At 70.2% G+C, this 21,356-nt stretch carries 16 protein-coding genes and 1 pseudogene; 7 read left to right on the forward strand and 10 right to left on the reverse strand.

All coding sequences use genetic code 11. The features are described from left to right. Window positions 1–266, reverse strand: a pseudogene (locus ACZ6O0_RS41970) (hypothetical protein); the annotation flags it as partial. 118 nt (window positions 267–384) lie between these two features. On the opposite strand from ACZ6O0_RS41970, the gene ACZ6O0_RS41975 reads away from it, so the two are divergent. Next, entirely contained in the window at window positions 385–870 is a 486-nt protein-coding gene (locus tag ACZ6O0_RS41975; RefSeq protein WP_465770688.1) for a P-loop nucleotide/nucleoside kinase family protein, read from the forward strand. Here ACZ6O0_RS41975 and ACZ6O0_RS41980 read toward each other — a convergent pair. The 5 genes from ACZ6O0_RS41980 to ACZ6O0_RS42000 all read right to left on the reverse strand — a co-directional run bounded on the left by ACZ6O0_RS41980 (window position 867) and on the right by ACZ6O0_RS42000 (window position 7,342). Further along, on the reverse strand, window positions 867–1,517 hold the full coding sequence (locus tag ACZ6O0_RS41980; protein WP_465770689.1) for a hypothetical protein: 651 nt from the start codon (window positions 1,515–1,517) through the stop codon (window positions 867–869). The two genes, ACZ6O0_RS41975 and ACZ6O0_RS41980, sit on opposite strands and share 4 nt — an antisense overlap. A gap of 198 nt (window positions 1,518–1,715) precedes the next feature. Further along, on the reverse strand, window positions 1,716–4,841 hold the full coding sequence (locus ACZ6O0_RS41985; protein WP_465770690.1) for a coiled-coil domain-containing protein: 3,126 nt from the start codon (window positions 4,839–4,841) through the stop codon (window positions 1,716–1,718). After that, window positions 4,838–5,512, reverse strand: coding sequence for a hypothetical protein (locus tag ACZ6O0_RS41990; protein ID WP_465770691.1), 675 nt, complete (start codon window positions 5,510–5,512; stop codon window positions 4,838–4,840). Before ACZ6O0_RS41990 ends, ACZ6O0_RS41985 begins: the two co-directional genes overlap by 4 nt. After that, entirely contained in the window at window positions 5,505–6,155 is a 651-nt protein-coding gene (locus tag ACZ6O0_RS41995; RefSeq protein WP_465770692.1) for a hypothetical protein, read from the reverse strand. The genes ACZ6O0_RS41990 and ACZ6O0_RS41995 overlap by 8 nt, the downstream gene beginning before the upstream one ends. Then, on the reverse strand, window positions 6,152–7,342 hold the full coding sequence (locus ACZ6O0_RS42000) for a hypothetical protein (RefSeq protein WP_465770693.1): 1,191 nt from the start codon (window positions 7,340–7,342) through the stop codon (window positions 6,152–6,154). Before ACZ6O0_RS42000 ends, ACZ6O0_RS41995 begins: the two co-directional genes overlap by 4 nt. A 384-nt stretch (window positions 7,343–7,726) precedes the next feature. Here ACZ6O0_RS42000 and ACZ6O0_RS42005 point away from each other — a divergent pair, with 384 nt between their 5' ends. The 3 genes from ACZ6O0_RS42005 to ACZ6O0_RS42015 are packed head-to-tail and all read left to right on the forward strand — an operon-like array spanning window position 7,727 to window position 9,906. Continuing rightward, window positions 7,727–8,521 carry a TrmH family RNA methyltransferase gene (locus tag ACZ6O0_RS42005; protein ID WP_465770694.1) on the forward strand — a complete coding sequence of 265 codons (795 nt, stop codon included), beginning with the start codon at window positions 7,727–7,729 and terminating at the stop codon, window positions 8,519–8,521. A gap of 45 nt (window positions 8,522–8,566) precedes the next feature. Then, window positions 8,567–9,541, forward strand: a complete 975-nt coding sequence (locus tag ACZ6O0_RS42010; protein ID WP_465770695.1) for an SGNH/GDSL hydrolase family protein — start codon at window positions 8,567–8,569, stop codon at window positions 9,539–9,541. Window positions 9,542–9,564: 23 nt separating this feature from the next. Next, window positions 9,565–9,906 (forward strand): iron chaperone, encoded by a 342-nt coding sequence (locus tag ACZ6O0_RS42015; RefSeq protein WP_465770696.1) that lies wholly within the window; start codon window positions 9,565–9,567, stop codon window positions 9,904–9,906. A gap of 40 nt (window positions 9,907–9,946) precedes the next feature. On the opposite strand, the gene ACZ6O0_RS42020 is transcribed toward ACZ6O0_RS42015, so the two are convergent. Next, the gene (locus ACZ6O0_RS42020) at window positions 9,947–11,371 is read right to left on the reverse strand and encodes an SWIM zinc finger family protein (protein WP_465770697.1); all 1,425 of its coding nucleotides are present in this window, start codon (window positions 11,369–11,371) and stop codon (window positions 9,947–9,949) included. After that, window positions 11,364–14,180, reverse strand: a complete 2,817-nt coding sequence (locus tag ACZ6O0_RS42025) for a DEAD/DEAH box helicase (RefSeq protein ID WP_465770698.1) — start codon at window positions 14,178–14,180, stop codon at window positions 11,364–11,366. Before ACZ6O0_RS42025 ends, ACZ6O0_RS42020 begins: the two co-directional genes overlap by 8 nt. Before the next feature lie 136 nt (window positions 14,181–14,316). Between ACZ6O0_RS42025 and ACZ6O0_RS42030 the strand changes: the two genes are divergently transcribed. Beyond that, a complete protein-coding gene (locus ACZ6O0_RS42030) occupies window positions 14,317–15,288 on the forward strand; it encodes a zinc-binding dehydrogenase (RefSeq protein ID WP_465770699.1) in 972 nt (323 codons plus the stop codon). Here ACZ6O0_RS42030 and ACZ6O0_RS42035 read toward each other — a convergent pair. Further along, a complete protein-coding gene (locus ACZ6O0_RS42035; protein ID WP_465770700.1) occupies window positions 15,278–16,612 on the reverse strand; it encodes a GGDEF domain-containing protein in 1,335 nt (444 codons plus the stop codon). The genes ACZ6O0_RS42030 and ACZ6O0_RS42035 overlap by 11 nt on opposite strands. Before the next feature lie 121 nt (window positions 16,613–16,733). Here ACZ6O0_RS42035 and ACZ6O0_RS42040 point away from each other — a divergent pair, with 121 nt between their 5' ends. After that, complete coding sequence (locus ACZ6O0_RS42040; RefSeq protein WP_465770701.1) at window positions 16,734–16,928, forward strand: DEAD/DEAH box helicase; 195 nt, start codon at window positions 16,734–16,736, stop codon at window positions 16,926–16,928. An 81-nt stretch (window positions 16,929–17,009) separates the two neighbouring features. Here the strand turns inward: ACZ6O0_RS42040 and ACZ6O0_RS42045 are convergent, their stop codons facing one another. Then, window positions 17,010–18,254 (reverse strand): MFS transporter, encoded by a 1,245-nt coding sequence (locus tag ACZ6O0_RS42045; protein ID WP_465770702.1) that lies wholly within the window; start codon window positions 18,252–18,254, stop codon window positions 17,010–17,012. 383 nt (window positions 18,255–18,637) lie between these two features. Here ACZ6O0_RS42045 and ACZ6O0_RS42050 point away from each other — a divergent pair, with 383 nt between their 5' ends. After that, window positions 18,638–21,205, forward strand: coding sequence for an MXAN_6230/SCO0854 family RING domain-containing protein (locus tag ACZ6O0_RS42050; protein ID WP_465770703.1), 2,568 nt, complete (start codon window positions 18,638–18,640; stop codon window positions 21,203–21,205). The last annotated feature ends 151 nt before the right edge of the window (window positions 21,206–21,356 follow it).

Consider the following 21,356-nt stretch of genomic DNA (forward strand, 5'->3'; position numbering starts at 1 on the left):
GACGCGTCGGCCGATGGTGGGGCAGTGGCGGATGGCAACGTGTCGGCGAATGGCGGGGTAGCGGCGGCTGCCAGGGCGTCGGCGGATGGTGGGGTAGCGGCGGACGACGACGCGTCGGCCGATGGTGGGGCAGTGGCGGATGGCAACGTGTCGGCGAATGGCGGGGTAGCGGCGGCTGCCAGGGCGTCGGCGGATGGTGGGGTGGCGATGGCTGGCGGTGCTGAGACGGTGGTCAGGAGGAGTGCTGTGCTGGTCAGGAGTCTCATGAGTATGGGCGGACCTCCGTGGGGCGGGTTGTAGGACGCTTGCCCACCGCCTATGCCCGGGAAACTCGTTGCCGACCTCAACCGCAGGGGGCCGGCGCCGGGTCCGTAGGGTTTGGGCATGGAACGTGCGGCGATGGTGCTGATCGTGGGGTTACCGGGAGCTGGGAAGACGACCTTGGCCCGGCGGCTGGAGGCGGAGCGGGATGCGTTGCGGTTCACGCCGGACGAGTGGATGGATGCGCTGCTCGGCGTGAGCGAGGACGGCGGCCGGCGATGGGTGCTGGAGTCGGGGCTGTTCTGGGGGCTGGCGGCGCGAGCGTTGACGCTGGGCGTGAACGTGATCCTCGACTACGGCTGCTGGTCGGAGACCGAGCGGGACCTGTTCCGGAACCGCGCGCACGAGCTCGGTGCGCGCGCGGAGATCGTCGTACTCGATCTGTCGGTGGACGTTCTGTGGGAGCGGCTCGACGCTCGTAACGCGGCGTTGCCGGCCGGCATGTTTCGGATCAGCCGGCAGGAGCTGGAGGAGTACGCCACCAAGTTCGAGGTGCCGAGCGCCGCGGAGGTGGCGCGGTGGGATCGCGGGACCGTGGTGACCAGCTAGGCCTCGGGGGCGATGCCGACCAGGGCGGCGGCCGCGCAGATGTGCACCGGGGTGAGGTCGGCCGGGGCGACCGGGGCCTGGAGCAATGTGCCGCGCTCGAACGGCGTGAGCTCGATATCGATGCCGTGGGCACCGGCAACGAGACCGCGTACGTACGTCAACCAGCCCATCATCGGGATGCCGCGACGGAAGACCCCGGCCGCGGCGGCCAGCTCGGTGTCGGCGATGCTGGCCCACTCCGGCTCCCAGATCGTCACGACCGCGCGGAGCACCTGCGCGAATCGCTCGGATTGCACGAGTGCGTCCTCGTCGCTCCAGTGCAGGGTGAGCTGGTCGGAGACCGTGGTGAGCGTGCCGCCCATCGAGAGGTCGAACAGCCACGGCAGCTCGCCCGTGCTCTGCAGATGCAGCCGGGTCGTGCTGGACCCGTTCGCGAGGACCTTGGTGGTTGCCTCGACCATCTCCTGGAGCGGGCTGGAGCCGTCGGCCTCGAGGACGTGGTAGCCCCAGCGTTCGTCCTGCGTCCAGTTGTGTACGTCGGGAAACGCGACGGCGACCGCGGTCAGGGTGCGGCCCACGCGGAGCGCGCGGTGCTCGACGGACTCGTCACGATGGGCCCACTGGGCGCGGAGCAGCCAGGATGCCATTCACGCCCTCCGATCGTGAGGCGACCAGCCTCGCGCTGGAGACGGTACGCCGCTGCTGAAGCGATTGACCAGAGCTCCGCATGCGCGATCTGAGCGGATCTCTGGAGCGGTCACCGGTCCAGTCTGAAGCACCCCCTGGTCGGAGGTCAGCACCGGGGTCCGATTTAGGTAATCACCCGGCCAAAGTCTGGACAACTGTCAAGGAGTGAGCGTCGGGGAGGCGAGGTCGAGCGTCGGGGTCGTGCCGCGGTAGGAGCTCAGCCAGTCGCGCAGCAGTTCGACTCGGCCGGCGTACTCTTCGTTGCCCTTGACGACGGGTGCCTGGTTGTACGCCATCGTGTCGGAACTGCGGCGGAGCTTGACGTACAGCCGGGACGACGCCAGCGCGTAGCGCTCCATGTCGTCCTGCAGGGCGCCGATGACGGTGATGTTCCGGTCGCGGCCGATCTGCTCGAACAACGCCACCGCCTCGCGGCGGTGCTGCGAACCCAGGTTGCGACCGAGCTCGTCGAGGATCAGCAGCAGGGGCCGGTCCGAACCGCCGGCGAGCGCCGCCGCGCACACCAGCTTGACCGCCTTCTCGTCCATCTGGGCCGTGTTGCCCTTCACGTTGAACGCGGAGAACGGTCCGCCCTCCGACCGTCGCCACTTCGGCGTGACTGTCCAGCGCCACGGCTTGTCCGACTCGGCCGGCGGGTCGGGCTCGGGGAACTCGAGCTTCGCGCCGTACCCGCCGTACTGCTGGTCGAGCCGGTCGAACTCCTGCGAGACCAGGCGGAGACGCGCTTTGATGCCGTCGGCAAGCGACGCGCGGTGGGCGCGGGCGGTGCTCTCGGCCTCGGCCAGGCCCTCGCGGGCGCGCTCGAGAGCGGCGTTCCGTTCGGCGCGCTGGCTGGCGATCTGTTGTTGCTGCAGGCTGTCGAACGTCTCGTGCTGCGCGAGATGGCTGCTGAGGGTCCGATGCAGCGCCGGGACCAGGCCGACGCGGGCGCCGAGAGTACCGTTCGTCCAGCCGTCCGGGCCGTTCAGGATCTCCCAGAGCTCGGTCGGGATCTCCTCCCGGGAGCGTGCGTTCGGGAAGCAGCGGCGGATGACGTCGTCGAGCTGCGTGCAGGCCTGGTGGTTCCAGTCGGCCGTCGTACGGCGTTGTGCGTCGTCCGGCAGTCCGAGGATGAACTCCTCGGCCTCGGCCGGCGTCCCACCCCAGGCCGTGGTCCGGCTCGCCAGGTCGAGCGACGTCTGCTCCTCCAGCAGCGTGAGCCGGCGACCGGTCAGGTCGTCGAGGATCCGCAAGTGGTCGCGACGGGTGGCTTCGAGGTTCTTGAGCCGTTCGTCCCGGACGAGCTGCTGGCCGGCGGCGGCCTCGGCGGACTCCTTGGCGGCCTGCAGTTGCGGCGCGAGCGAATCACGGTCGGTCTCGTGCCGGTCGATCGTCTCGCGGAGCGCGAGGATCTGCTCCTGCACCGACTCGGCGTCGGCGAGGGCGCGGGCGGCCGCCGTACGGCGCTCTGCCTGCTCGACCCGGGATCGGGCCTGCTCGAGCGCCGCGGATGCGACGGCGCGGGCCTCGACCGCGGCCTCGACCCGGCGGCGGGCGGCCTCGATCCGCGCGGTCCGGCCGGTCAGCGGTTCGTCGAACTGCCCGACCGCGAGGACGCCGGCGACGTCGTCGATGTTGTCCTTGGTCGCGCGTTCGCCGATGGTCGCGAAGAAGGCGTCCAGCGTGAACCGCTTGTCGGCGGACTTCGGCCCACCGCGTTGACCCTTGCGCGCGGCACCTGGCCGATTCGCGAGCACCAGCAGGAATCCGGCGTACCCGGCGTCGGCCAGCGCGGTCGACGCGACCGTTGCGTCACCGGCGTCGATGACCACGGCCTCGCGGTACGGCGCGAGTCGCGGCTCCCACTCTGCCCGGTCCGACGAAGGCAGCTCGGTGATGTCGGTCAGCGCACCGCACTCGATACCTGCGTTCTCCAGGACCTGCTGCTGCGGCGCCGAGACGGTCTGACCGCTCTCGGCCTCGCGCAGCTCCGCCGTCGCGTAGTCGACCGCGGATCGGGCCGCGTGGTCCCGGCCGATGTGCTCCTCGAGGACGGTCCGAGCCTCGGCCTGCTCCTCGGCCGCGGCGGCCAGGTCACGACCGTCCGCCGAACGCCCCGCGTCGAGCAGCCGGCGATGCTCCTGCCCGAGCCGCTCCAACTGCTCCCGCACCGAACGCTGCGCGAGGTCGAGCTCCCGGTCGCGCGCATCCAGCTTGTCGCGCTCCTGCCGGGTCAGCTGAGCGTCCCGGAGCAGGACCTCCTCATTGCCGAAGGCATCGATCTCGGTGTCGATGGCCTCGCGGCGCGTCTCCTGCTCGGCCACGCGCTCGTCCAGTACGGCGAGCTCCTGGCGGATCTCGTTGTTGCGGGCCTCGCCGTCGATCAGGTACCGGGCGCCACGAGCCTGCCAGGACTCCTTCGCCGCGGCGAGCGCCTCCCGGGCGGCGGCGCGCTGCAGGATGCCGGCCTCGACGGTCGCCATCTCCTGCTCCCAGCGCTGCAGGTCGGCGGTCGCCTGCTTGGTCGCCTCGCGCTGGGTGTGTTCGGCGGATCGGTGCGCCTGCTCCTGCTCGAGCTCGTGATCGAGGCCGGTGAGGGTGGCGATCGCGTTGAAGATCCGCGCCGGGCCGAGCTCGTTGAGCGGCTCGGCCAGGAGGTTGGCGGTCGGGCTGGATCGCACCGAGGTCGACAGGAACGAGACACACCGGACCTGACCGCCGTACAGAACTGTGGACAGCTTGTTGGCGTGGAAGTCGGTACGGCCGTTCGAGTGCGGGAGCGCGGCCCACAACGCGTCGGCACCGGCGGCACGCTCCGCCTCGGTCGCGCCGTACGGGACGTGCAGGCCGTTCTTCCAGCGCAGGTCGATGTACGACGCCTTGCGGTTGATGCGAATCCACACCGTGATCGCGGCCGCCTCGATCTCGCCGAGGTCGGACAGGTCGGGGTCGGAGAAGACGCCGACGATGTACCCGCGGTCGACGTTCGACCAGTTGCCTTCCTGGCCGGCGGCTTCGGCGGTGAACAAGAGCTCGGCCGCGCCGGGAGCGCCGCTGGTCAGACGCCACTGGTCGTCCGCGTGCAGCAGGCTGAGCGCTGCGATCCACGACGACTTGCCGGCACCGTTCGAGTCGGTCGGGCCCTGGCCGGCGACCGTGACGAGGCCCTGGCCGACCATCGGGATCGGGTGCGTTGAGAGGCGGGACAGGTCGACGACTTGTACGCCGAGCAGCACTTTGGACCCGAGGATGTCGAACGGACCGTCCTCAACAGTGCTGCTCATACCGCTCCTTCTTCCGTGGTGCCTTCGTCTGTGGTGCTGGGGGTGCCGTTCCGGGCCCGGATGGCTTCGGCGATCGGGCTCGCGGGGGCGGCGGCGAGGATCAGTTGGTCTTGCAGGCGGCGGCGGGCGGCCGGCGTGAGGCGCTGGAGTTGCGGGCCGGGGATGTAGCTCGGCCCGCCGGAGTGGTCGCCGGAGAGCTGAATCAGGCCGGCGGCGCGGAGGCGTTGGAGCGCGAGACGCCGTTCCTCGCCGCTGATCCTGGTGGTGCGCAGCTCGTCGACTGTTGTCGGACGGGCGGACTTCCAGCTGTCGCCGGTCAGGATGCCTTCGCTGCGGGGGATCGCGACTGAGTGGATCAGGACGAGGACGAGCACGGCGCGGTCGATGACGGACAGGGGTTGCCAGCCCTGGGCGGTCAGGGTCGCGGTGATGTCGTCGGCGTACCCGGACGTCCAGTGTGTGCCGTCGACGTGGACGAGCGTCCGGCCGATGAGCTTCAGCATCTTCTGGACGTGGCGGCGGAGCGTCACGTCGCGGAGGCCTGCTAGCTGCACCTCGGCCACGGGGTGGGCGGCGTACTGCACTGCGCTGAATGCCGCCAGTACTTCGTCCCGCGCCCGGTCGCTCAGATCCTGCAACAAAGGATCGAACAGCACGTGCTGCTCAGTCATCCGACACCTCCGTACGCCGCTCATCCGCGGAGTCGGCGTCGGGTGGGAGGGGATCCGGGGGTGGTTCTGACGTCACCGGGGTGGTGAGGACCGCGGGTGGGGGCTCGGGGAGATGGCGGCAGAGGTCTCGGAGGGTGGATTCGTCGGTCGGGGTCCAAGTGATGACTCGGGGACCCAGGCGGACCTCGGCGGTCTTTTCGTTCCAGAGGAGCCAGTGGGTGGCGTGGAGGCGACGGAGGCTGCCGATGATCAGGGTCAGGTCGCTGGACTGCTCGGGGCGGCCGCGCATGCCGGCGTACACGGATCTGATCTGCGCGAGCGTGCCCGTCGAGCCCGGCCAGGCGGGGCCACTGCGGTCGGTCCAGCAGCAGGCGACGCAGATCGAAAGGACTCGGGCCGTCTCGTTCGGCTGCTCGACGGCGACCGGGGGAGTGCCGAGCTCTTCCAGGACGGTGTGGCCGGCTCCTGAGGGCAGCGTCGGCACGAGCCAGACGGTCGAGCCGTCCGGTGAGGCGGCCCGCGTCAGGCCGGCGACGGCTGGGGTGTCCGGCTCGACCTCGAGCGGACCGGCGGACTGCACCTTCGCCCACCACAACGCGTTGTAGAGCCGCCGCTCCACGGCGTCCTGCGACGGGGTGCTCATCGGGTCACCCGGCGGAAGGTGCCCTCGGTGGCCCAAGGGGTGCCGGCGGTGGGGTCGATCCGCATTCCGTCGGACCAGACCAGCTCGTAGTCGAGCTCGTCGTGCAGGTGTGCCGCGGTCAGCTCCGCCAGCACGCGGCGCGCGGTGATCCAGTCGCCGGCGTCGTCGATGACCTCGACGATGTCCACGGACGTTCGCCCGGCCAGCACCCGCTCGGCTTCCGCGCGGAGCTCCTCGCGGTCCGTCGCGGCGGCCGACTCCGGCGCCTCGACGTCGCCGGTCGGGCGGGGCGGCGCCATCCGGGCAGTCCCGGTACGACGTCCTGTCTCGACGGCCTCCACCATCGTCTGAGGCGAGAAGTCCGGCGCAGCGGCGTCGAACAGCAACCCGTCGAGCACCCCGGCCAGCACCTCCGGCTCACTGCTCCGGGTGAACGTCAGCCACGTCTCGATCGGCAGCAGCCCGAGGGCGCGCGTCGTACCCGCTCTCTCCACCAGACGTCCGGCGGCCAGCTGCACGGCATCCGCATAGGCCGCCAGCGTCATCCGCAGCGAGGTACACGCGCGATGCAGGCCCGGCCACCGGTCCAGCACGATCCGGTGCACCTTCTCCGCCTGCTCGATCAGCCGCTCGTTACCCCAGGCGAGCTGTGCGTTCTCCCGCAGCTGGGCGGTTGTGCTGGTCGAGACCAGGATGGCGAGCTCGTTGCCGAGCAGCCGGAACACCTTCGTCAGCCGCTGGATCGACGCGAACCCGTCGTCCTCGGTCGCCTTCGGGTCGCTGACGCTGTGCGCCTCCAGGGTTAGCAGTTGGTGCAGCTCGGCTTGGCCGCCTTGCACGGACATCCGGCGGAGGAACATCAGCATCACGTACGGCGCGAACGCGGCGCGGTGCCGCAGCTCGTTCGGCCGGTCGACGAGTTTGGTGATCGCGCCGTACTGCCGCAGTAGGTCGAAACGCCGCACGATCACGTCATGCGGGTACGACCGGCACGCGAGCGTCGCCTGCTCGACCGTGAGCCCGTCGCTGCCCGCCTCGGCGAACGCGTCCAGGATCGCCTGGTCCACGTCCAGCAGGTCGGGGTCGACGATCATCGCGCCGGCCTCGCGGGCGAGCACCGCGAACACCTGACGGTAGACGCGGAGGACGGCGGCCTCGGCCTCGGCGTCGAGCAATGTCGCGTCCATCCCCGCTCCTCCCGTGTGATAGCAGACCGGCTACCAGAGCAATGGACTCTAACCACCCACACCGACAGACCAAAACCCACCTGCCAGGAAGGTGTGGACAACCGGAAAGACGGAGGTGAGGTGGTTCACTCCGACAGACCAAAACCCGCCTAACGGGAAGGTGTGGACAACTGCACGGACAGGGGTGGCCGGAGCCTGTGGAAAACCGGGTGACGGTGTGCGGGGGGCGTCCTACCATCCGATACGTGAAGAGAATCCTTGGCTGACGCGGTCCAGGTAGACCGCGTCCAGACCACGGCGCCTTCGGGCGTTCGCCACGCCGGCGTGGACCCACGACAGGGTCCCCGGCGCGCTTGCTGATTCTCTCCTTCCGGAGCTTTGCACATGACCGTGCATGACGCGCGCCCGATCGGTGCGCAACACCCCCGTGTCCGCGACCTGCTCACCGTCCGCAAGGACGCATCTCCCGGCCGGATCATGGTCGAAGGCGGCTGGGAACACGACCGCCTGCTCGCCACCAGGACCACGATCGACGCCTTCTTCTGGTGCCCCGAGGCGTGTACGACGAACGCCGTACACCGGATCGCCGAGCGCGCCGCCGAGGTGTACCGCATCTCGGAGAAGCTGCTCACCCGCCTGTCCCGCAAGTCCCGTTCCGACGGGCTGATCTCGATCGCCCAGCTGCCGGTCTGGAAGCCGCAGGCGTTCCGGTTCACCAACGAGTCGCTGGTCCTCGTCGCCGACGGCGTCGAGTACGCCGGCAACCTCGGCACCCTGATCCGTACCGCCGACGCGGCCAAGGTCGACTGCCTCGTCCTCACCAGCCGGCGCGCCCGCCCCAGCCACCCGGCCGTGTACTCCGCGAGTCGCGGGACCGTCCTGTCCACACCGGTCCTGGAGTTCGACGACATCGCGTCCGCGGCCGCGTGGTTGCGTAACCACAACTTCCGCGTCCACCTCGCCGACCCGGCGGCGACCGGCAGCTACCGGGTCCCGCAGTACGACGGCCCGACGGCTTTCGTGGTCGGCTCGGAGGGCGCGGGGCTGTCGCGTCAGTGGCACGAGCAGGGGTTCGGCGCGGTGTCGATCCCGATGCTCGGCCAGGCGGATTCGCTCAACGTCGCGCTGTCGGCCGGCATCCTGCTGTTCGAAGCGCGGGCTCGGAAGGAAGGGTGGTGACCGGGCGTGCAGAATTGCACCGCCACCGAGACCGAGGAGGAGCCAGTGCCGTTCGAACCAGGCGAGGTCGTCGCCCCGTCAGATCCGCGCATCGTCCTGGAGGGCCAGTGGGGTCAGCAGCCCGGAGTGGCGATCACCGTCAACTCCGGGTCGCGGCTCTCCTTCTCGTTCGCGGGCGAACGGCTCCAGCTCCTGTTCGACACCGACGGCCTCACCGTCGCGCCGCACCTGTGGATCACGGTCGACGACGGTGAGCCGGAGCTCCACGTGATCGAGGACCCGGTCGTCGAGCTGTCCGCGCCGACCGGGCAGCACCGGGTCGAGGTCGTGGTCAAGGACGTGAACGAGCACGTCAACCGGTGGAGCCCGCCGTTCGAGTGCGCGGTGGTGTTCGCCGGTCTCGTGCTCGACGTGAACTCGCGGCTGCGGCTGAGCGGCCGGCCGAGGGGTCCGCGGCTCGAGTTCTACGGCGACTCGATCACGCAGGGCGTGCGGTCGTTGAGCGCCCATCCGGAGTCGGAGGGCGCCGACGGTACGACGACGTACGCATATCTGACCGCCCGCGCGTTCGGCGCGACGTCGTACCAGGTCGGGTTCGGGAGCCAGGGGATCAGCAAGCCGGGGAACGGCGAGGTGCCGGCCGGGGTGGACTCGTTCGGCTGGAACTTCGCCGGCTCACCCGCCGAACGGGTCGAGCCGTCCGACGTCGTGGTGATCAACCTCGGCGTGAACGACCCGACGCTGGAGCCGGAGGAGTACGCCGGCTACGTCACCAGGGTGCGTACGGCGTACCCGGAGACGACGATCGTGGCGCTCACCCCGTTCAGCGGGAAGCACGCCGACGTCATCGAGGCCGCGGTGAAGTCCCTCGACGACCCGAACCTGGTGTGCATCGACTCCACCGGCTGGATCACCGAGGACGACTGCACCGACCAGGTCCACCCCACGGTCGCCGGTCACGCCAAGATCGCCGACCACCTGATCCCGGCCCTGGAGGCGCACACCTCGCTCCACCGCTGACACTTTCGCGGCAGGATGGCGCTATGGCGGAGAGTGTGGACGAGTACATCGCGTCGTTCCCGGCGGACGTCCAGGCGGTGCTGGAGGAGGTACGGCGGACGATCCACGCCGTCGTGCCCGGCGCAGGGGAGAAGATCAGCTACCAGATCCCCACGATTACGCTGGACGGGAAGTCGCTGCTCTACTTCAGCGGCTGGAAGGAACACATCGCTGTCTACCCGATCCCGCCCGTCGACGACGCGCTGGCCGCCGCGATCGAGCCCTACCGCTCTGGGAAAGGCACCCTCAAGTTCCCTTTGAAGCAGCCGATCCCCTACCACCTCATCACCCGGCTGACCCGGGCCTTCGTCACCGCCCGCGGTTAGCGTCGAGCGCCGGCACCTGGCCCGCGCTTGAGTCTTCGGACTAGTCCGTGAGGAGGTCACGGGGGTCGGGCGAGGGTGGTCGGGTCAGGGTCCAGTCGTTGAAGTGCTGGTCGAAGCGGTACCACAGGGCGTCCGCGCCGAGCCGGAGCTGGATCTTGCCGGCGGTGACGCGGTTGGCGTCGATGGTCGCGTTCGGGAGGGCTTCGAGGGCTTCGGCGAGGGACTGCGGGTCGGTGTCGGTCGGCTCGTCGACTGCGGCGGCGAGGCCACCGGGGCCGGCTTCCCGCCAGGCCACGGCCCAGCTGGTGAGTTGGCGGGCCGGTGCGCCGGCTCGGTGCGCGAGGTCGGCGAGCTCCGGCGTACCGAGAGCCAGGGCTGCGCGGCGGGCGAGGTCCTGGTCGACGGTCAGGCGCAGACCTCCGTCGCCGTCGCCGGACGCGACCTCCCAGGCGCGGCGGGCGGCGTCGGTTGCCAGCGCGACCAGGTCCCGTACGTCGACACCCGAGGACCGCGGTGGGTCCAGCACCCGCACCGCCGCCGGGACGCCGGGCGACGCGAGCGGCCTCGGGGGAACGGGCACCGGAACCGGACCCGGCGTTTCGTCGGAGTCGAGGTACCGGGCGAAGGCCGCGATCGCGGGGATGCCCGGGGGAGCGGGGGTGCGGACCTTGGTCTCGAGAGCTGGGCCGGAGCGGCGGGAGCGGAGGGCGGAGAGGAGCTCGTCCTTGCGGCGGCCGCGGAGGAGCAGGAGCGCGAACGGGTCGTCGTCGAGGGCATCAGCCACGAGGAAGCAGACGGCGGCGGAATGCTTGCACGGTACGGCGAAGTCCGGGCAGCTGCAGTTGGTGTGGACCTCGCCCGCGCCGGGGAGCAGGTCGAGGCCGGCGGCGTGGACGTCGTCGACGACCTCGGGTGGCAGCTCCCCGTCGAGAAGCGCCGCGACGCGGCCGATCTGGGCCGAGACCACGTCGAGGACGGCGTTCCACTCGGAGGTCGAGAACGCGCGGATCCGGACCGTCACCTGGTACGGCGTGACGCGGCTGCCCTGCACGACTGCCTCGACCTCGCCCGGGGTGACCGTCAGCTCGAGCACACTCCCGCGCCGTGCGTACGAGCGTCCTCGCGCCAACCGGTTCGGATCCAGCCGGGCCCGGTGCTCCAACGCCTCCAGCCAGGCCCGCCCCCACCACGTCGCCCCGAACGGCCGCCGACTCCCCGGCCCCTTCGCCGCCGGCAACCCAGCATCTTCCCCCTTCCGCCGCCACCCCTGCCAAGGCGCCCGCTCACCCGCAGCCCGCCCCTCCCGCGCCCCCGCCTGCAACTCCAACGACCCAGACCGCAACCCCAGCGCCCCCGCCGCGGCCCGCGAGCCAGCCGCGTCCGGCGACCCCGCCGAGGCCCGCGACTCCGCCGCGTCCCGCACGTCCCGCGGGTCCGGTGTCTCCTTCGGTGGTTGTTCACTCATCGGGGTCACCGCCCGGGGAGACTCGGCCGACGGTGGATGGGTTGTGCGGACCGGCGGCACCGGCGCGCAGTGGCGTGGTGGACAGCTCGACCAACTCGGTCAACTCCGCGTCCGACAGCTCGCTCAGCCAGGCCTCGCCCGAGCCCACCACCGCGTCAGCCAGGTCGCGTTTGGCGGCGATCACCGTGGAGATGCGGTCTTCCAGCGTGTTCTCGGTGACGAGTCGATGCACCTGCACCGGCCGGTCCTGACCGATCCGGTACGCACGGTCCGTCGCCTGGTCCTCGACCGCGGGGTTCCACCAGCGGTCGTAATGCACCACATGCGTCGCCCGCGTCAACGTCAGCCCGACCCCACCGGCCTTCAGCGACAACAGGAACACCTGCGCCTCGCCGTCCTGGAACTGCGAAACCAACTGCTCCCGCTTCCGCACCCCGATCCCACCGTGCAGGAACAACGACTTCACCTGCCGCGCGGCCAGATGGGCCTCGATCAGCCGGCACATCTCGACGTACTGGCTGAAGATCAGCACCGACTCGCCCTCGGCCAGGATCACGTCGAGGAGCTCGTCCAGCGCCGCGAGCTTGCCGGACCGTCGCTCCAGCGGACCAGGCTCGTGCAGGAACTGCGCCGGGTGGTTGCACACCTGCTTCAACTGCGTGAGCAGGCTGAGCACCAGACCGCGCCGGGCGATCCCTTCCGCCGACTCGATCTTCGCCAGTGTCTCCTTGGCCACCGCCTGGTACAGCGTGGCCTGCTCGGTCGTCAGCGGTACGACGACGTCGTGTTCGGTCTTGCGCGGCAATTCCGGCGCGATCCCGGGATCGCTCTTGCGCCGCCGCAGCAGGAACGGCCGCGTCACCCGCGCCAGCCGGGCCGTCGCCTCCTCGTCGTGGTACCGCTCCACGGGTACGGCGACGTCGTGGCGGAACCGCTCCAGCGTCCCCAGCAACCCGGGCGCGGCCCAGTCCAGGATCGACCACAGCTCGGACAACCGGTTCTCCACCGGCGTTCCCGTCAGTGCGATCCTCGTTGCCGAGGGCAACGTCCGGAGCGAACGAGCCGTCCGGGACAACGGGTTCTTCGCATGCTGTGCCTCGTCCGCGACCGCCAGCCCCCAGAACACCTCACCGAGCACCCGGTGGTCCTGCCGCACCACGCCGTACGTCGTCAGCACGACCTCGTCCGGCGCCAGATCACTCAACGTCCGCCCGGCCCCGTGGTAGCGCCGCGTCGGCACGGACGGCGCGAACCGGGCGAACTCCCGCTCCCACGTCCCCAGCAACGTCGACGGGCAGACCACCAGCGTCGGCCCACGCCCACGCCCGAGCAGGTGAAGATGCAACCCGATGACCTGGATCGTCTTACCCAGACCCATGTCGTCGGCCAGACAGCCACCCAGACCGAGATCCGCGAGCTGCGCCATCCACGCCACCCCGCGCCGCTGGTAGTCCCGCAGCGTGGCCTCCAACCCGGCAGGCGAGGCGAACGGCGCGGGCTCCTCGGCCGCCCGCAACCGGGCCAGCATCGACGCCAGCGATCCATCGGCGTCGAAGGCCACGAGCTCCCCATCGACCTCGATGGATCCGGTCAGCGCAGCACCGAGCGCCTCGGCACCCGTCAGCTTCCGCGTGCCGCCCCGACGCAGCTTCCGCACCAGGTCGTGATCGACCCGGACCCACCGACCGCGCATCCGGATCATCGGCCGCTTCGCCTCCGCAAGCGCCGCCACCTCTTGCTCGGTCAGCTCCTGCCCGTCCAGCGTCGGCCGCCATCGGAACGCGACGAGGTCGGTGAGACTGAAGTCCGGCCCGGTCACCGCACCCGGCGCCGGCGTCGCGACCGTCCCGCGCACAGCCAGCTCACCCGCGAACAACTCGGTCGGCCAGAGCACCTCGATCCCGGCGCCCTCCAACGCCGTACTGCCCTCGGCCAACTCCTCCAACGACGCGTCGTCCACCTCGACATCGGCCGGCGCCGCGTCCCGCAACGCCGCACCCAACGGCGGCCAGACCCGAGCCCCACGCCGCAACGCCAGCAGTAGATCGGTCTCCGCCCGCTCGCCGAGAGCAGCAAGCACAGCCGCCGGCGCACTCCACACGTCCGACACATCGACCAGCAGGCTCGGATCGACACCGCTGCGCAACTGCAGCACGGCCCGGAACTCCTCGACCGACTCCGACGGCGGCTCGATCCGCAGCACCAGCCGAGCCCCGGCCTCCTCACTCAACGCCGTCTCGTCCAGCCATCCCGTAGGTCCGCTCAGCTCGACGGGATCCCACGACGCGAACGGCGCCGCCCCCGGACGCACGGCGACTGCCGCGGCCGGTGTCCGCACGAGCGTGTCGGCCAGTGCATCCCAGAACGCCCGGACCAGTTGCTCCGAGTCGACCAGCCGCACCGGTCGCGTCCCCTCGATCGGCAAGGCATGCCCGTACGCCGGCATCGCGGCACCCAGATTCCGCAACCAGCCGCGGTCCAACGGATCGAGCGGCGCCACCCGCCAAGCCCCGAAACCACTCGGGCTGCGATCCGGCACCAGCCGGCCACGCCCGATCAACCCCAGACCGGCCAGCGCGGCCGCCCGCCACGCCTCCCAGCTGGTCGACCCCGTCAGGCCCAGCCGCGCGAGCACCTCGTCGATCCGCAGCAAGCGGGCCGGCACCGTGGTCCGCCGCACCGCCGACCCCTTCGGCAGCACGAGATCCACGGTCCCGTCGGCGACTTCACCGGCCGCCGCGAGATCGCCGTACAACGCCAGCCGGCCCGCGCGCGGCGGGTCGGCGGGGACGAAGACGGCGTCGAACATGCCCTGCACAGTACGCCGGACCACCGACAACTTCCCGCCCGTCACACCGTGCCTGTGGACAACCGCCCGAGTTGACCTGAACCAACGTTGAGGTTGCAGGCTCGGACGGGTCAGGACACGAGCTGGAGGAGCGGATATGCGTGCAGCGGTGGTGACCGAGTTCGGCGGCCCGGACGTGATCAAGACCCAGGAATGGCCCGATCCGGTGCCGGCCGACGGCCAGGTTCTCGTCGAGGTGATGGTCGCGGACGTCATCTACGTCGAGACAGCGATCCGACGCGGGGAGCACGGCCGGTTCTTCGACGTGACACCGCCTTATGTGCCAGGCGGTTCGCTGGGTGGACGGGTCCGCGCGGTCGGCGCCGGCGTACCCGGGGAGTGGCTCGGCAAGGCGGTCGTCGGTCGCTCGATCGGCTTCGGCGCGCAGGCCGAACTGGCGCTGGCTCAAGAGGTCATCGAGATTCCCGCGGAGCTCGATCTCGCCACCGCGGTCGCCGTCTTCGGCGACGGATTCACCGCCCTCATGCTCGAGGAACTGGCGCCACCGATGCAGGGCAAGGAGGTGCTGATTACCGCCTCCGCCGGCGGCATGGGTCTGCTGCTGACCCAGCTCGCGCACAAGGCCGGAGCGCACGTCATCGCGGCAGCTCGCGGCCACGAGAAGCTCGACCTCAGCCGGGCGCAGGGCGCGGACGTGGTGATCGACTACGGCGCGCCCGGCTGGGAGAAATTGGTGCTAGCGGCAACGAATAGTCACGGCGCCGACATCGTGTTCGAAGGCGCCGGTGGTGAGCTCGGGGCGACCGCGTTCACGGCGGTGCGGGACGGTGGCTGGTTCTCCGCCCACGGGGCTCCGAGCGGCGGTTTCGCGGCGTACGACCCCGCCGAGGCGCAGCGTCGCGGGATCACCGTGAAGGGCATCATGGATCTCCGTGCCGACACGACGACCACCACAGTCACCGGCGCCGAGGTGATCAGGCGGGCGGCCGCCGGTGACCTGAAGCCCGTGATCGATCAGGTCTACGACCTCGACCACGTCGCGGACGCGCACACCGCACTGGAGAACCGCACACTGCGCGGCAAGGCGCTGGTCAGGGTCAGTCGCTGACCGGCTGATCCGTGTGGTCGGTGACGGCCGGCGGGTTCGGCCGGGCGGTGACGATGCGGTTCCGGCCGTCCCGTTTGGCGCTCAGTAGTGCGTTGTCGGCGGCGAGGATCAGCTGGTCCATGGTGACCGCGACATCCGGATAGACCGCAGCGCCGAAGGACGCCGGCACACCGGTGATCATGGCCGTGGTGGACGTTGTGGTCTCAACCGGAACGCTCAGTGTGCTCAGCCGGTCGCGGATCCGCTCGGCCACCTCTAGCACCTCGCTCTCCGAGGCGCCGGGGAGCAGCACGGCCAACTCATCGCCACCAACGCGGGCGACCAGGTCACCCTGCCGGACCTCTGCCCGGACGCTCTCGCCGACCGCACGCAGTGCCTGGTCCCCGGCCGGGTGACCGTAGGTGTCGTTGATCTCCTTGAACTTGTCCAGGTCCATCATCAACAGACCCACATTGCTGCGCAGCGTCTCCGCCCGAGCCAGCTCGACCGGCACGGCGCTGGCCCAGTACGCCGGTGTCGCCAGACCGGTCTTGACGTCGGTCCCCGCGGCCCGCTGGAACTGCGGCAGCAGGAGATCGCGGTGCAGTGTCAGCACCGTCACCATGAGGATCGGCACCACCCACGGGTACGACGCCTGGAGTGCCGCGACCGCTACACCGAGGCCCAGACCGGCCACGACGACGAGCTGGTCGGCCAGATCACCCAGAGCACCTCGAGCGGTGGCATCCGGAGAGGACAGCAGGATCGCGCCGATCACCAACGCGAAGTTGACCAGCCACCACGTGGTCGCCGCGGCCAGCACGACGAGCAGGGACCACGGTCCGGTTGGCACGCGCGGCTCGTTCACCACACCGCCGGCCCGGAGCACCGCGGCGGCCGCGGCGCTGGCCAGGATGAACGTGCTGGCCGAGAACACCTTGCGGTGCGCGATGGTCCGGCCGTAGACCCGGATCCAGGAGTATCCGTAGGACACGACGACCAGCGCGACCGCGAGGCTGAGTGGAAGCAGCAGTAGGCCTGCGAACACCCACAGGCTCTTCAGGTTCGTGTACGGCGAAGTGTTCGCCGCCATCTCGCGTCGGCGCTCGATTCCGCGGGCAGACTCCAGGTGAAGCACCGAGGCGGCGGCGAGCACGGCGAAGGCGACCCACTCGGAGGGCCTGACGCCCTTCTGGGCGCCGAAGATCGTCGAGGCCACAGCCAAGGTGGTGATGATGACTGCGATCGCGTCGACGCCGAGCACGTAGCTCAGCGCGGGACGCGGCAACGACCAGAGCTTCCACCGGCGGGGTGGCACCCAATTGCTCCGACCGATCAGAATCATGGTGGCCTCACACAGATAGACCTGAACGGCTATTCCTGAATAGTAACTGGTTGTTCACGCGAGGTCATCCCCGACCCGCATCAATTCCATCTGGCGGATGGCGAAGGAAGGATCCAGCACCATGTCGAAGATCAGCACCGGCAACGAGTGGCTCCACGGCGGCAACGAGTGGTTCACCGGCGGGAACGAGTGGTTCCGCGGCGGCAACGAGTGGTTCCGCGGTGGGAACGAGTGGTTCACGCAGAGTGGCAACGAGTGGTTCCGCCGGACCGGTGGATCCGGTAACGAGTGGTTCATCGGCGGCAACGAATGGTGATCTGCGGCTGACCCCCGTAATTTCTTTACCGATATTTTACGGAGCGTGTCCGGAGGTAATTCCCCTGAATCTCCGGCCACGTCACCCGGCGCCCATTTCCGCGGTGCTGGACCTGGACCGGCGGGCGCGTGACCACGCGGCGCCCGCCACCAGGGCGGCGATCGTGCCGGCGCCGCCCATCACGCCCAGCGCCACCGACGGTGACGCTGCGTTGGCGATGAGTCCCGCGACCAGGATGCCAACGCCCTGACTGCTCTTCAAGGCCGTGCTGGCGACCCCGAAGGCCTGCCCACGCTGCGCGTCCGGCACAGCCTGGACGAACGCCGCACTGGTCGGCAGGTGGTACGCCGATGCGAGGCCTGAGATCGCCCACAGGACCAGAGTGGGCACGAGCCCCGGCGCCAGGAAGCAGAAGATCAGTGGAGCGCACGCCAGCATGGCCAGCGGGCCGAGGAAGTGCATCCGGCGCTCGGGTGGCCATAGCGTGATCAGCCACATGCCGGCCACCGCGCCGGCCGGGCTCGCTGCGAGTAGCAGTCCGGCCGCGGTGGTGCCCTCGCCGATCTCATGTGCGTAGGGGACCGCGAGGCCTTCGACGGTCACGTAGAACCCGGCGATCGTCGCCAGGAGGACCAGTGTGCGGAGTTCCGGCGTACGGGCGACCAGTGAGATGCCGGAGAGCAGGTCGCTGAAGTAGTTCGTCGATGGCGCAGTAGTGTCACGAGCGGGTGCCGAGCGACGTCGTACTCCGGTCGCTATCAGCACCGCGGACAGCAGGAATGTGGCGGAGTCCAGGAGCAGACCGCCTGACGTCCCGACGGCGACCACCACGAGGCCTCCGGTGCCGAAGCCGAGGACCTGGCTGAACTGCACGACCATGTCGTTCGCGGCCTTGCCCAGGACGTAGTGGTCGCCCGGGAGTACGGCGGGGAGCGTCGCGGCTCGTGCTGCGTTGAACGGCGAACCGAAGGCCTGCAGTGCGAGAAGCAGCAGGACCACGACGACCAGCGGCAGGGCCTGAATCGCCATAGCTGCAACGAGAATCGCCCGTGCCAGGTCGGTGACGATCATCACGGTGCGACGGGGATACCGATCGGCGAAACCGGCCAGCAGCGGTCCGAACAACAGGTCCGGCACATAGGTCAGGGCATAGGTGAGCGCCGTCAGTCCCGCGGACGCGGTGCGGTCGAAGACCAGCACCGACAGCGCCACCCGGGCCAGCTGGTCGCCGGCGACGGACAGGACGCCGGCCAGGAACAGAGCCCTGAACTCGGCGTGCCCGAACACGTCGCGCCAGCGCGCACGCTCGATCACCCCACCCTCCATACCTAGACCCTAACCACAATCCGTGGTGCGACACCTCCCGGCTGTAACTGAAAGGGTTTCCCTGCACTGCGCCGACCCTGGTTCAAGGGTTTGATCGCGGCGCATCAGTGCCAGATCGGGTACCCGGTGGCGCCGTATTTGGATGAACGTTCTACTCTGGAGATCTCCGGTAGCGGGGTCTGGGCGGGGCGGCCCCGACCCTGCTACCGGAGCTCTTCTTTGTGGGGCCGTGCTCAGCACGGAAACTGTCCCCGGTGACCGGTAGCGTTCTCAGTGCCAGGGGCGGCTCCTGGACGTGCTTCCTTCTCCTTCACCAGGCCAAGTAGCGCGTCCACTCTCCGCCCCTGGCGCCTTCATCTCACGACGCCGAGTGGAGAGACGCGATGCCGGACCCGAACGACGCGGCGCTGGCCGCGGTCCTGCTGCGCCGCCGTCGGCTCGTCGACGCCACCACGCTGACACCGCCGGCCCGCCGGTCCGCATGGCAGTGGCTGCGTCGCCCACTCACCATCCAGGTCGGACTGTCCGCGTTGCAGGCCGATCTGGTCCAGCGCGGCTTCCTGCTGTCCGTCAGCCTCTACCGGTACTGCGCCTCCCTGTCAGCACCCGCGCTCGCCGGCTTCGGCAGCGCACTGCTCGAGCTGCTGGGCGCCGAGTCCGGTCATGACACCGAGCACACGCCGCTGTTCCGCGGCTTCCCGGAGAGCGTTCCCGGCAACACCGACACGTTCTACATCAACCGGGTGTTCGCTCGACTCCTGCAGGAGCCCGAGCAGCCGTGCGTGCTGTGTGGCGACGCGAAGGCGGTGCATGCGGTGTCGCCGTGCGCCCATCTGGTCTGCCGGACCTGCTGGGACGGATCGGACCTCAGTGCCTGTCCGCTGTGCCTGCGCCGGATCGATCCGGCGGACCCGTTCCTCAAACCATCGTTCGACGAGGTGCAGCCGGCGCACGTGCGTTCTGACCGCCTGCGTCTGCTCTCCCTCGCGACGCCGGACTCCGCCCGCCGGACAGTCGAGGACCTGCTGGTACGACGCTCTCCGCTGTCGGCTGTGGATCGTGCCGATCTGGGCGTGCTGCTCTCCGGTGGCGACTCGTCCTGGCTGCCGGACGACATCCCCGTCCGCGAGACGCGGGCGTTCGTCATCGCGCACTTCCTCGCCGACGACCCCGAGCTGATCGATCGCGCCGGCACGGCGACCGACGTACTGCGGCTGCTCTACGCCTTGATGGATGCCGACCCCGGTCTGCGGACGCCGCCGGCCCGGCGGAAGTCGTTGCCTCGGGCAACACGTCGGCTGGTGCTCGAGCGGCTCCATCGGTTGCCGGCCGAAACGCTCGTCGAGGACATGCTCCGGCACGAGCGTGCGTGGAAGCGGATGGCGGAGAACCTGCATCCGTTCGAGTTCGCGGCCCGGTATCCGGTGGCCGCGCTGGCGTTCGCGATCGTGCGCCGTACCGATGTGGACCTGGGGACCGCGGCCGGCCGGGCGGTGGCCGGCGAGGCGGCGCGGAATCCGTTTGTGCGCGTTGAGAGCGGGCGGCTGGCGACCAGCACGTTCGCGTCCCGGGTCGAGGGTGCGCTGGCGGACGGGCGGCCGGGGCATGCGCTCGACTTGCTGCGTCAGCGGCCGGGGGAGTTGGTGCGGCGGCTCGTGCACCTGGCGCGGGTACTGCCGGCGGATCAGCATGGTGCGTTGGTGGACGCGTTGACGACCGCGGTCTCAGACGTGTCGCCGGCGGTGGTCACGGCCGCGCTCGGTCAGGTCCGTACGCCGCCGGGCGATCTGCGGCTGTTCTTCCCACGGGGCGGGACGGCGCGGATCTGGACGGCGGTGGACGAGCGGGAGCCCCTGCCGGCCGAGCTGAGTGCGGCGCTGGCCGGCGTACTGGTGGGCGAAATGTTGCGTCGGGCAACGGATCTGCCGCGATGGCGGCGGGCGTTCCTGGACGAGGAGCTGACGCGGCTGGCGGCGCCGGGTTCGGAGCGGAGCTCGTCGTCGAGCCTGCTGCGGATGACGCGGGGGAGTGCGATGCCGATCCCGCAGGACGAGTTGTTGCGGTTGTTCCTGCACTGGGTCGAGCCGAGCGATCGGCGGGTCGATCTCGATCTGTCGGTCGCGGTGTTCGACGAGGAGTGGGGTTTCGTCGGGCTGTGCGACTACACGCGGCTCCGGTTCGACCAGGACGCGCTGGTGCACTCCGGCGACCTGACGTCCGCGCCGACGCCGGACGGGTCGACGGAGTTCGTCGATCTGGATCTGCGTGCGGTGCGGCGGGTGGGTGGCCGGTATGTGCTGCCGGTGGTGTTCAGCTACAACAACGTGCCGTTCGACGAGCTCGAGCGCGGGTTCGTCGGGGTGATGCGGCAGCCGGCCGGTCTGTTCGACCCGGCGGCGGTCGAGGAGCGGTTCGACCTGGCCGGGCCGGCGAAGATCCTGCTCCCGTTCGGCGTCGACCTCCTGACCAAGGAGCTGCGCTGGTACGACGTCAACCTTAGCGCGGCCGGCTACGGCCACAACATCGCGCGGTACGGCGGTCACCTGGCGCTGATGGCGGCGACCCTGGAGGAAGTGCACGGTTCCGGGGACCGGGTCAGCCTGTGGGAGATCTGCTGCTGGCACGCGGCCGCCCGGTCCGACGAGATCGCCGTACGGTGTGCTGACGGCTCGGTCGTCGGCTACCTCCGCGACCCGGCCGAAGACCTCGCGTCGTTCGCGCGACGGCTCACGGCCCGGCTCGAGCCCGACCGCGTCTGGGCCGAGAACGCCGCCCGCCGCTCCGACTTCGTCGCGGTCCTCACCGGCGACATCACCGCCCGCCCGGGCGCCGAGATCTACGCCCTCCACCCCCACCTTCTGGACCACATCACCCATCACCTGATCGACGCCCCCCACCTCCTGGCCGTCCTTCCTCCCGACTCCCGAGCCCACGCCTCCCTCCCGACCTGACCCCGCCAGGGCGGCAGCCGTCCCGGTCCGCGCGGTCGGGCGAGTCTGGCAGGAGGCTGAGAGGAGTTTGACAATTCCGTGACGGTGGCGCGGCGGGTCCTTTGGTGTGCTCCGGCGCAGGAGTACAACGGAAGTGACTGCGAAGGGAGCC

This window comes from Kribbella sp. NPDC048837 (genome assembly GCF_055586945.1).

What these genes read in the sequence shown, in the direction of transcription:
- ACZ6O0_RS41975 (WP_465770688.1), top strand. Translation starts at nt 385, where the DNA reads ATGGAACGTGCGGCGATGGTGCTGATCGTGGGGTTACCGGGAGCTGGG.
- ACZ6O0_RS41980 (WP_465770689.1), bottom strand. Translation starts at nt 1,517, where the DNA reads ATGGCATCCTGGCTGCTCCGCGCCCAGTGGGCCCATCGTGACGAGTCC.
- ACZ6O0_RS41985 (WP_465770690.1), bottom strand. Translation starts at nt 4,841, where the DNA reads ATGAGCAGCACTGTTGAGGACGGTCCGTTCGACATCCTCGGGTCCAAA.
- ACZ6O0_RS41990 (WP_465770691.1), bottom strand. Translation starts at nt 5,512, where the DNA reads ATGACTGAGCAGCACGTGCTGTTCGATCCTTTGTTGCAGGATCTGAGC.
- ACZ6O0_RS41995 (WP_465770692.1), bottom strand. Translation starts at nt 6,155, where the DNA reads ATGAGCACCCCGTCGCAGGACGCCGTGGAGCGGCGGCTCTACAACGCG.
- ACZ6O0_RS42000 (WP_465770693.1), bottom strand. Translation starts at nt 7,342, where the DNA reads ATGGACGCGACATTGCTCGACGCCGAGGCCGAGGCCGCCGTCCTCCGC.
- ACZ6O0_RS42005 (WP_465770694.1), top strand. Translation starts at nt 7,727, where the DNA reads ATGACCGTGCATGACGCGCGCCCGATCGGTGCGCAACACCCCCGTGTC.
- ACZ6O0_RS42015 (WP_465770696.1), top strand. Translation starts at nt 9,565, where the DNA reads ATGGCGGAGAGTGTGGACGAGTACATCGCGTCGTTCCCGGCGGACGTC.
- ACZ6O0_RS42020 (WP_465770697.1), bottom strand. Translation starts at nt 11,371, where the DNA reads ATGAGTGAACAACCACCGAAGGAGACACCGGACCCGCGGGACGTGCGG.
- ACZ6O0_RS42025 (WP_465770698.1), bottom strand. Translation starts at nt 14,180, where the DNA reads ATGTTCGACGCCGTCTTCGTCCCCGCCGACCCGCCGCGCGCGGGCCGG.
- ACZ6O0_RS42030 (WP_465770699.1), top strand. Translation starts at nt 14,317, where the DNA reads ATGCGTGCAGCGGTGGTGACCGAGTTCGGCGGCCCGGACGTGATCAAG.
- ACZ6O0_RS42035 (WP_465770700.1), bottom strand. Translation starts at nt 16,612, where the DNA reads ATGATTCTGATCGGTCGGAGCAATTGGGTGCCACCCCGCCGGTGGAAG.
- ACZ6O0_RS42040 (WP_465770701.1), top strand. Translation starts at nt 16,734, where the DNA reads ATGTCGAAGATCAGCACCGGCAACGAGTGGCTCCACGGCGGCAACGAG.
- ACZ6O0_RS42045 (WP_465770702.1), bottom strand. Translation starts at nt 18,254, where the DNA reads ATGGAGGGTGGGGTGATCGAGCGTGCGCGCTGGCGCGACGTGTTCGGG.
- ACZ6O0_RS42050 (WP_465770703.1), top strand. Translation starts at nt 18,638, where the DNA reads ATGCCGGACCCGAACGACGCGGCGCTGGCCGCGGTCCTGCTGCGCCGC.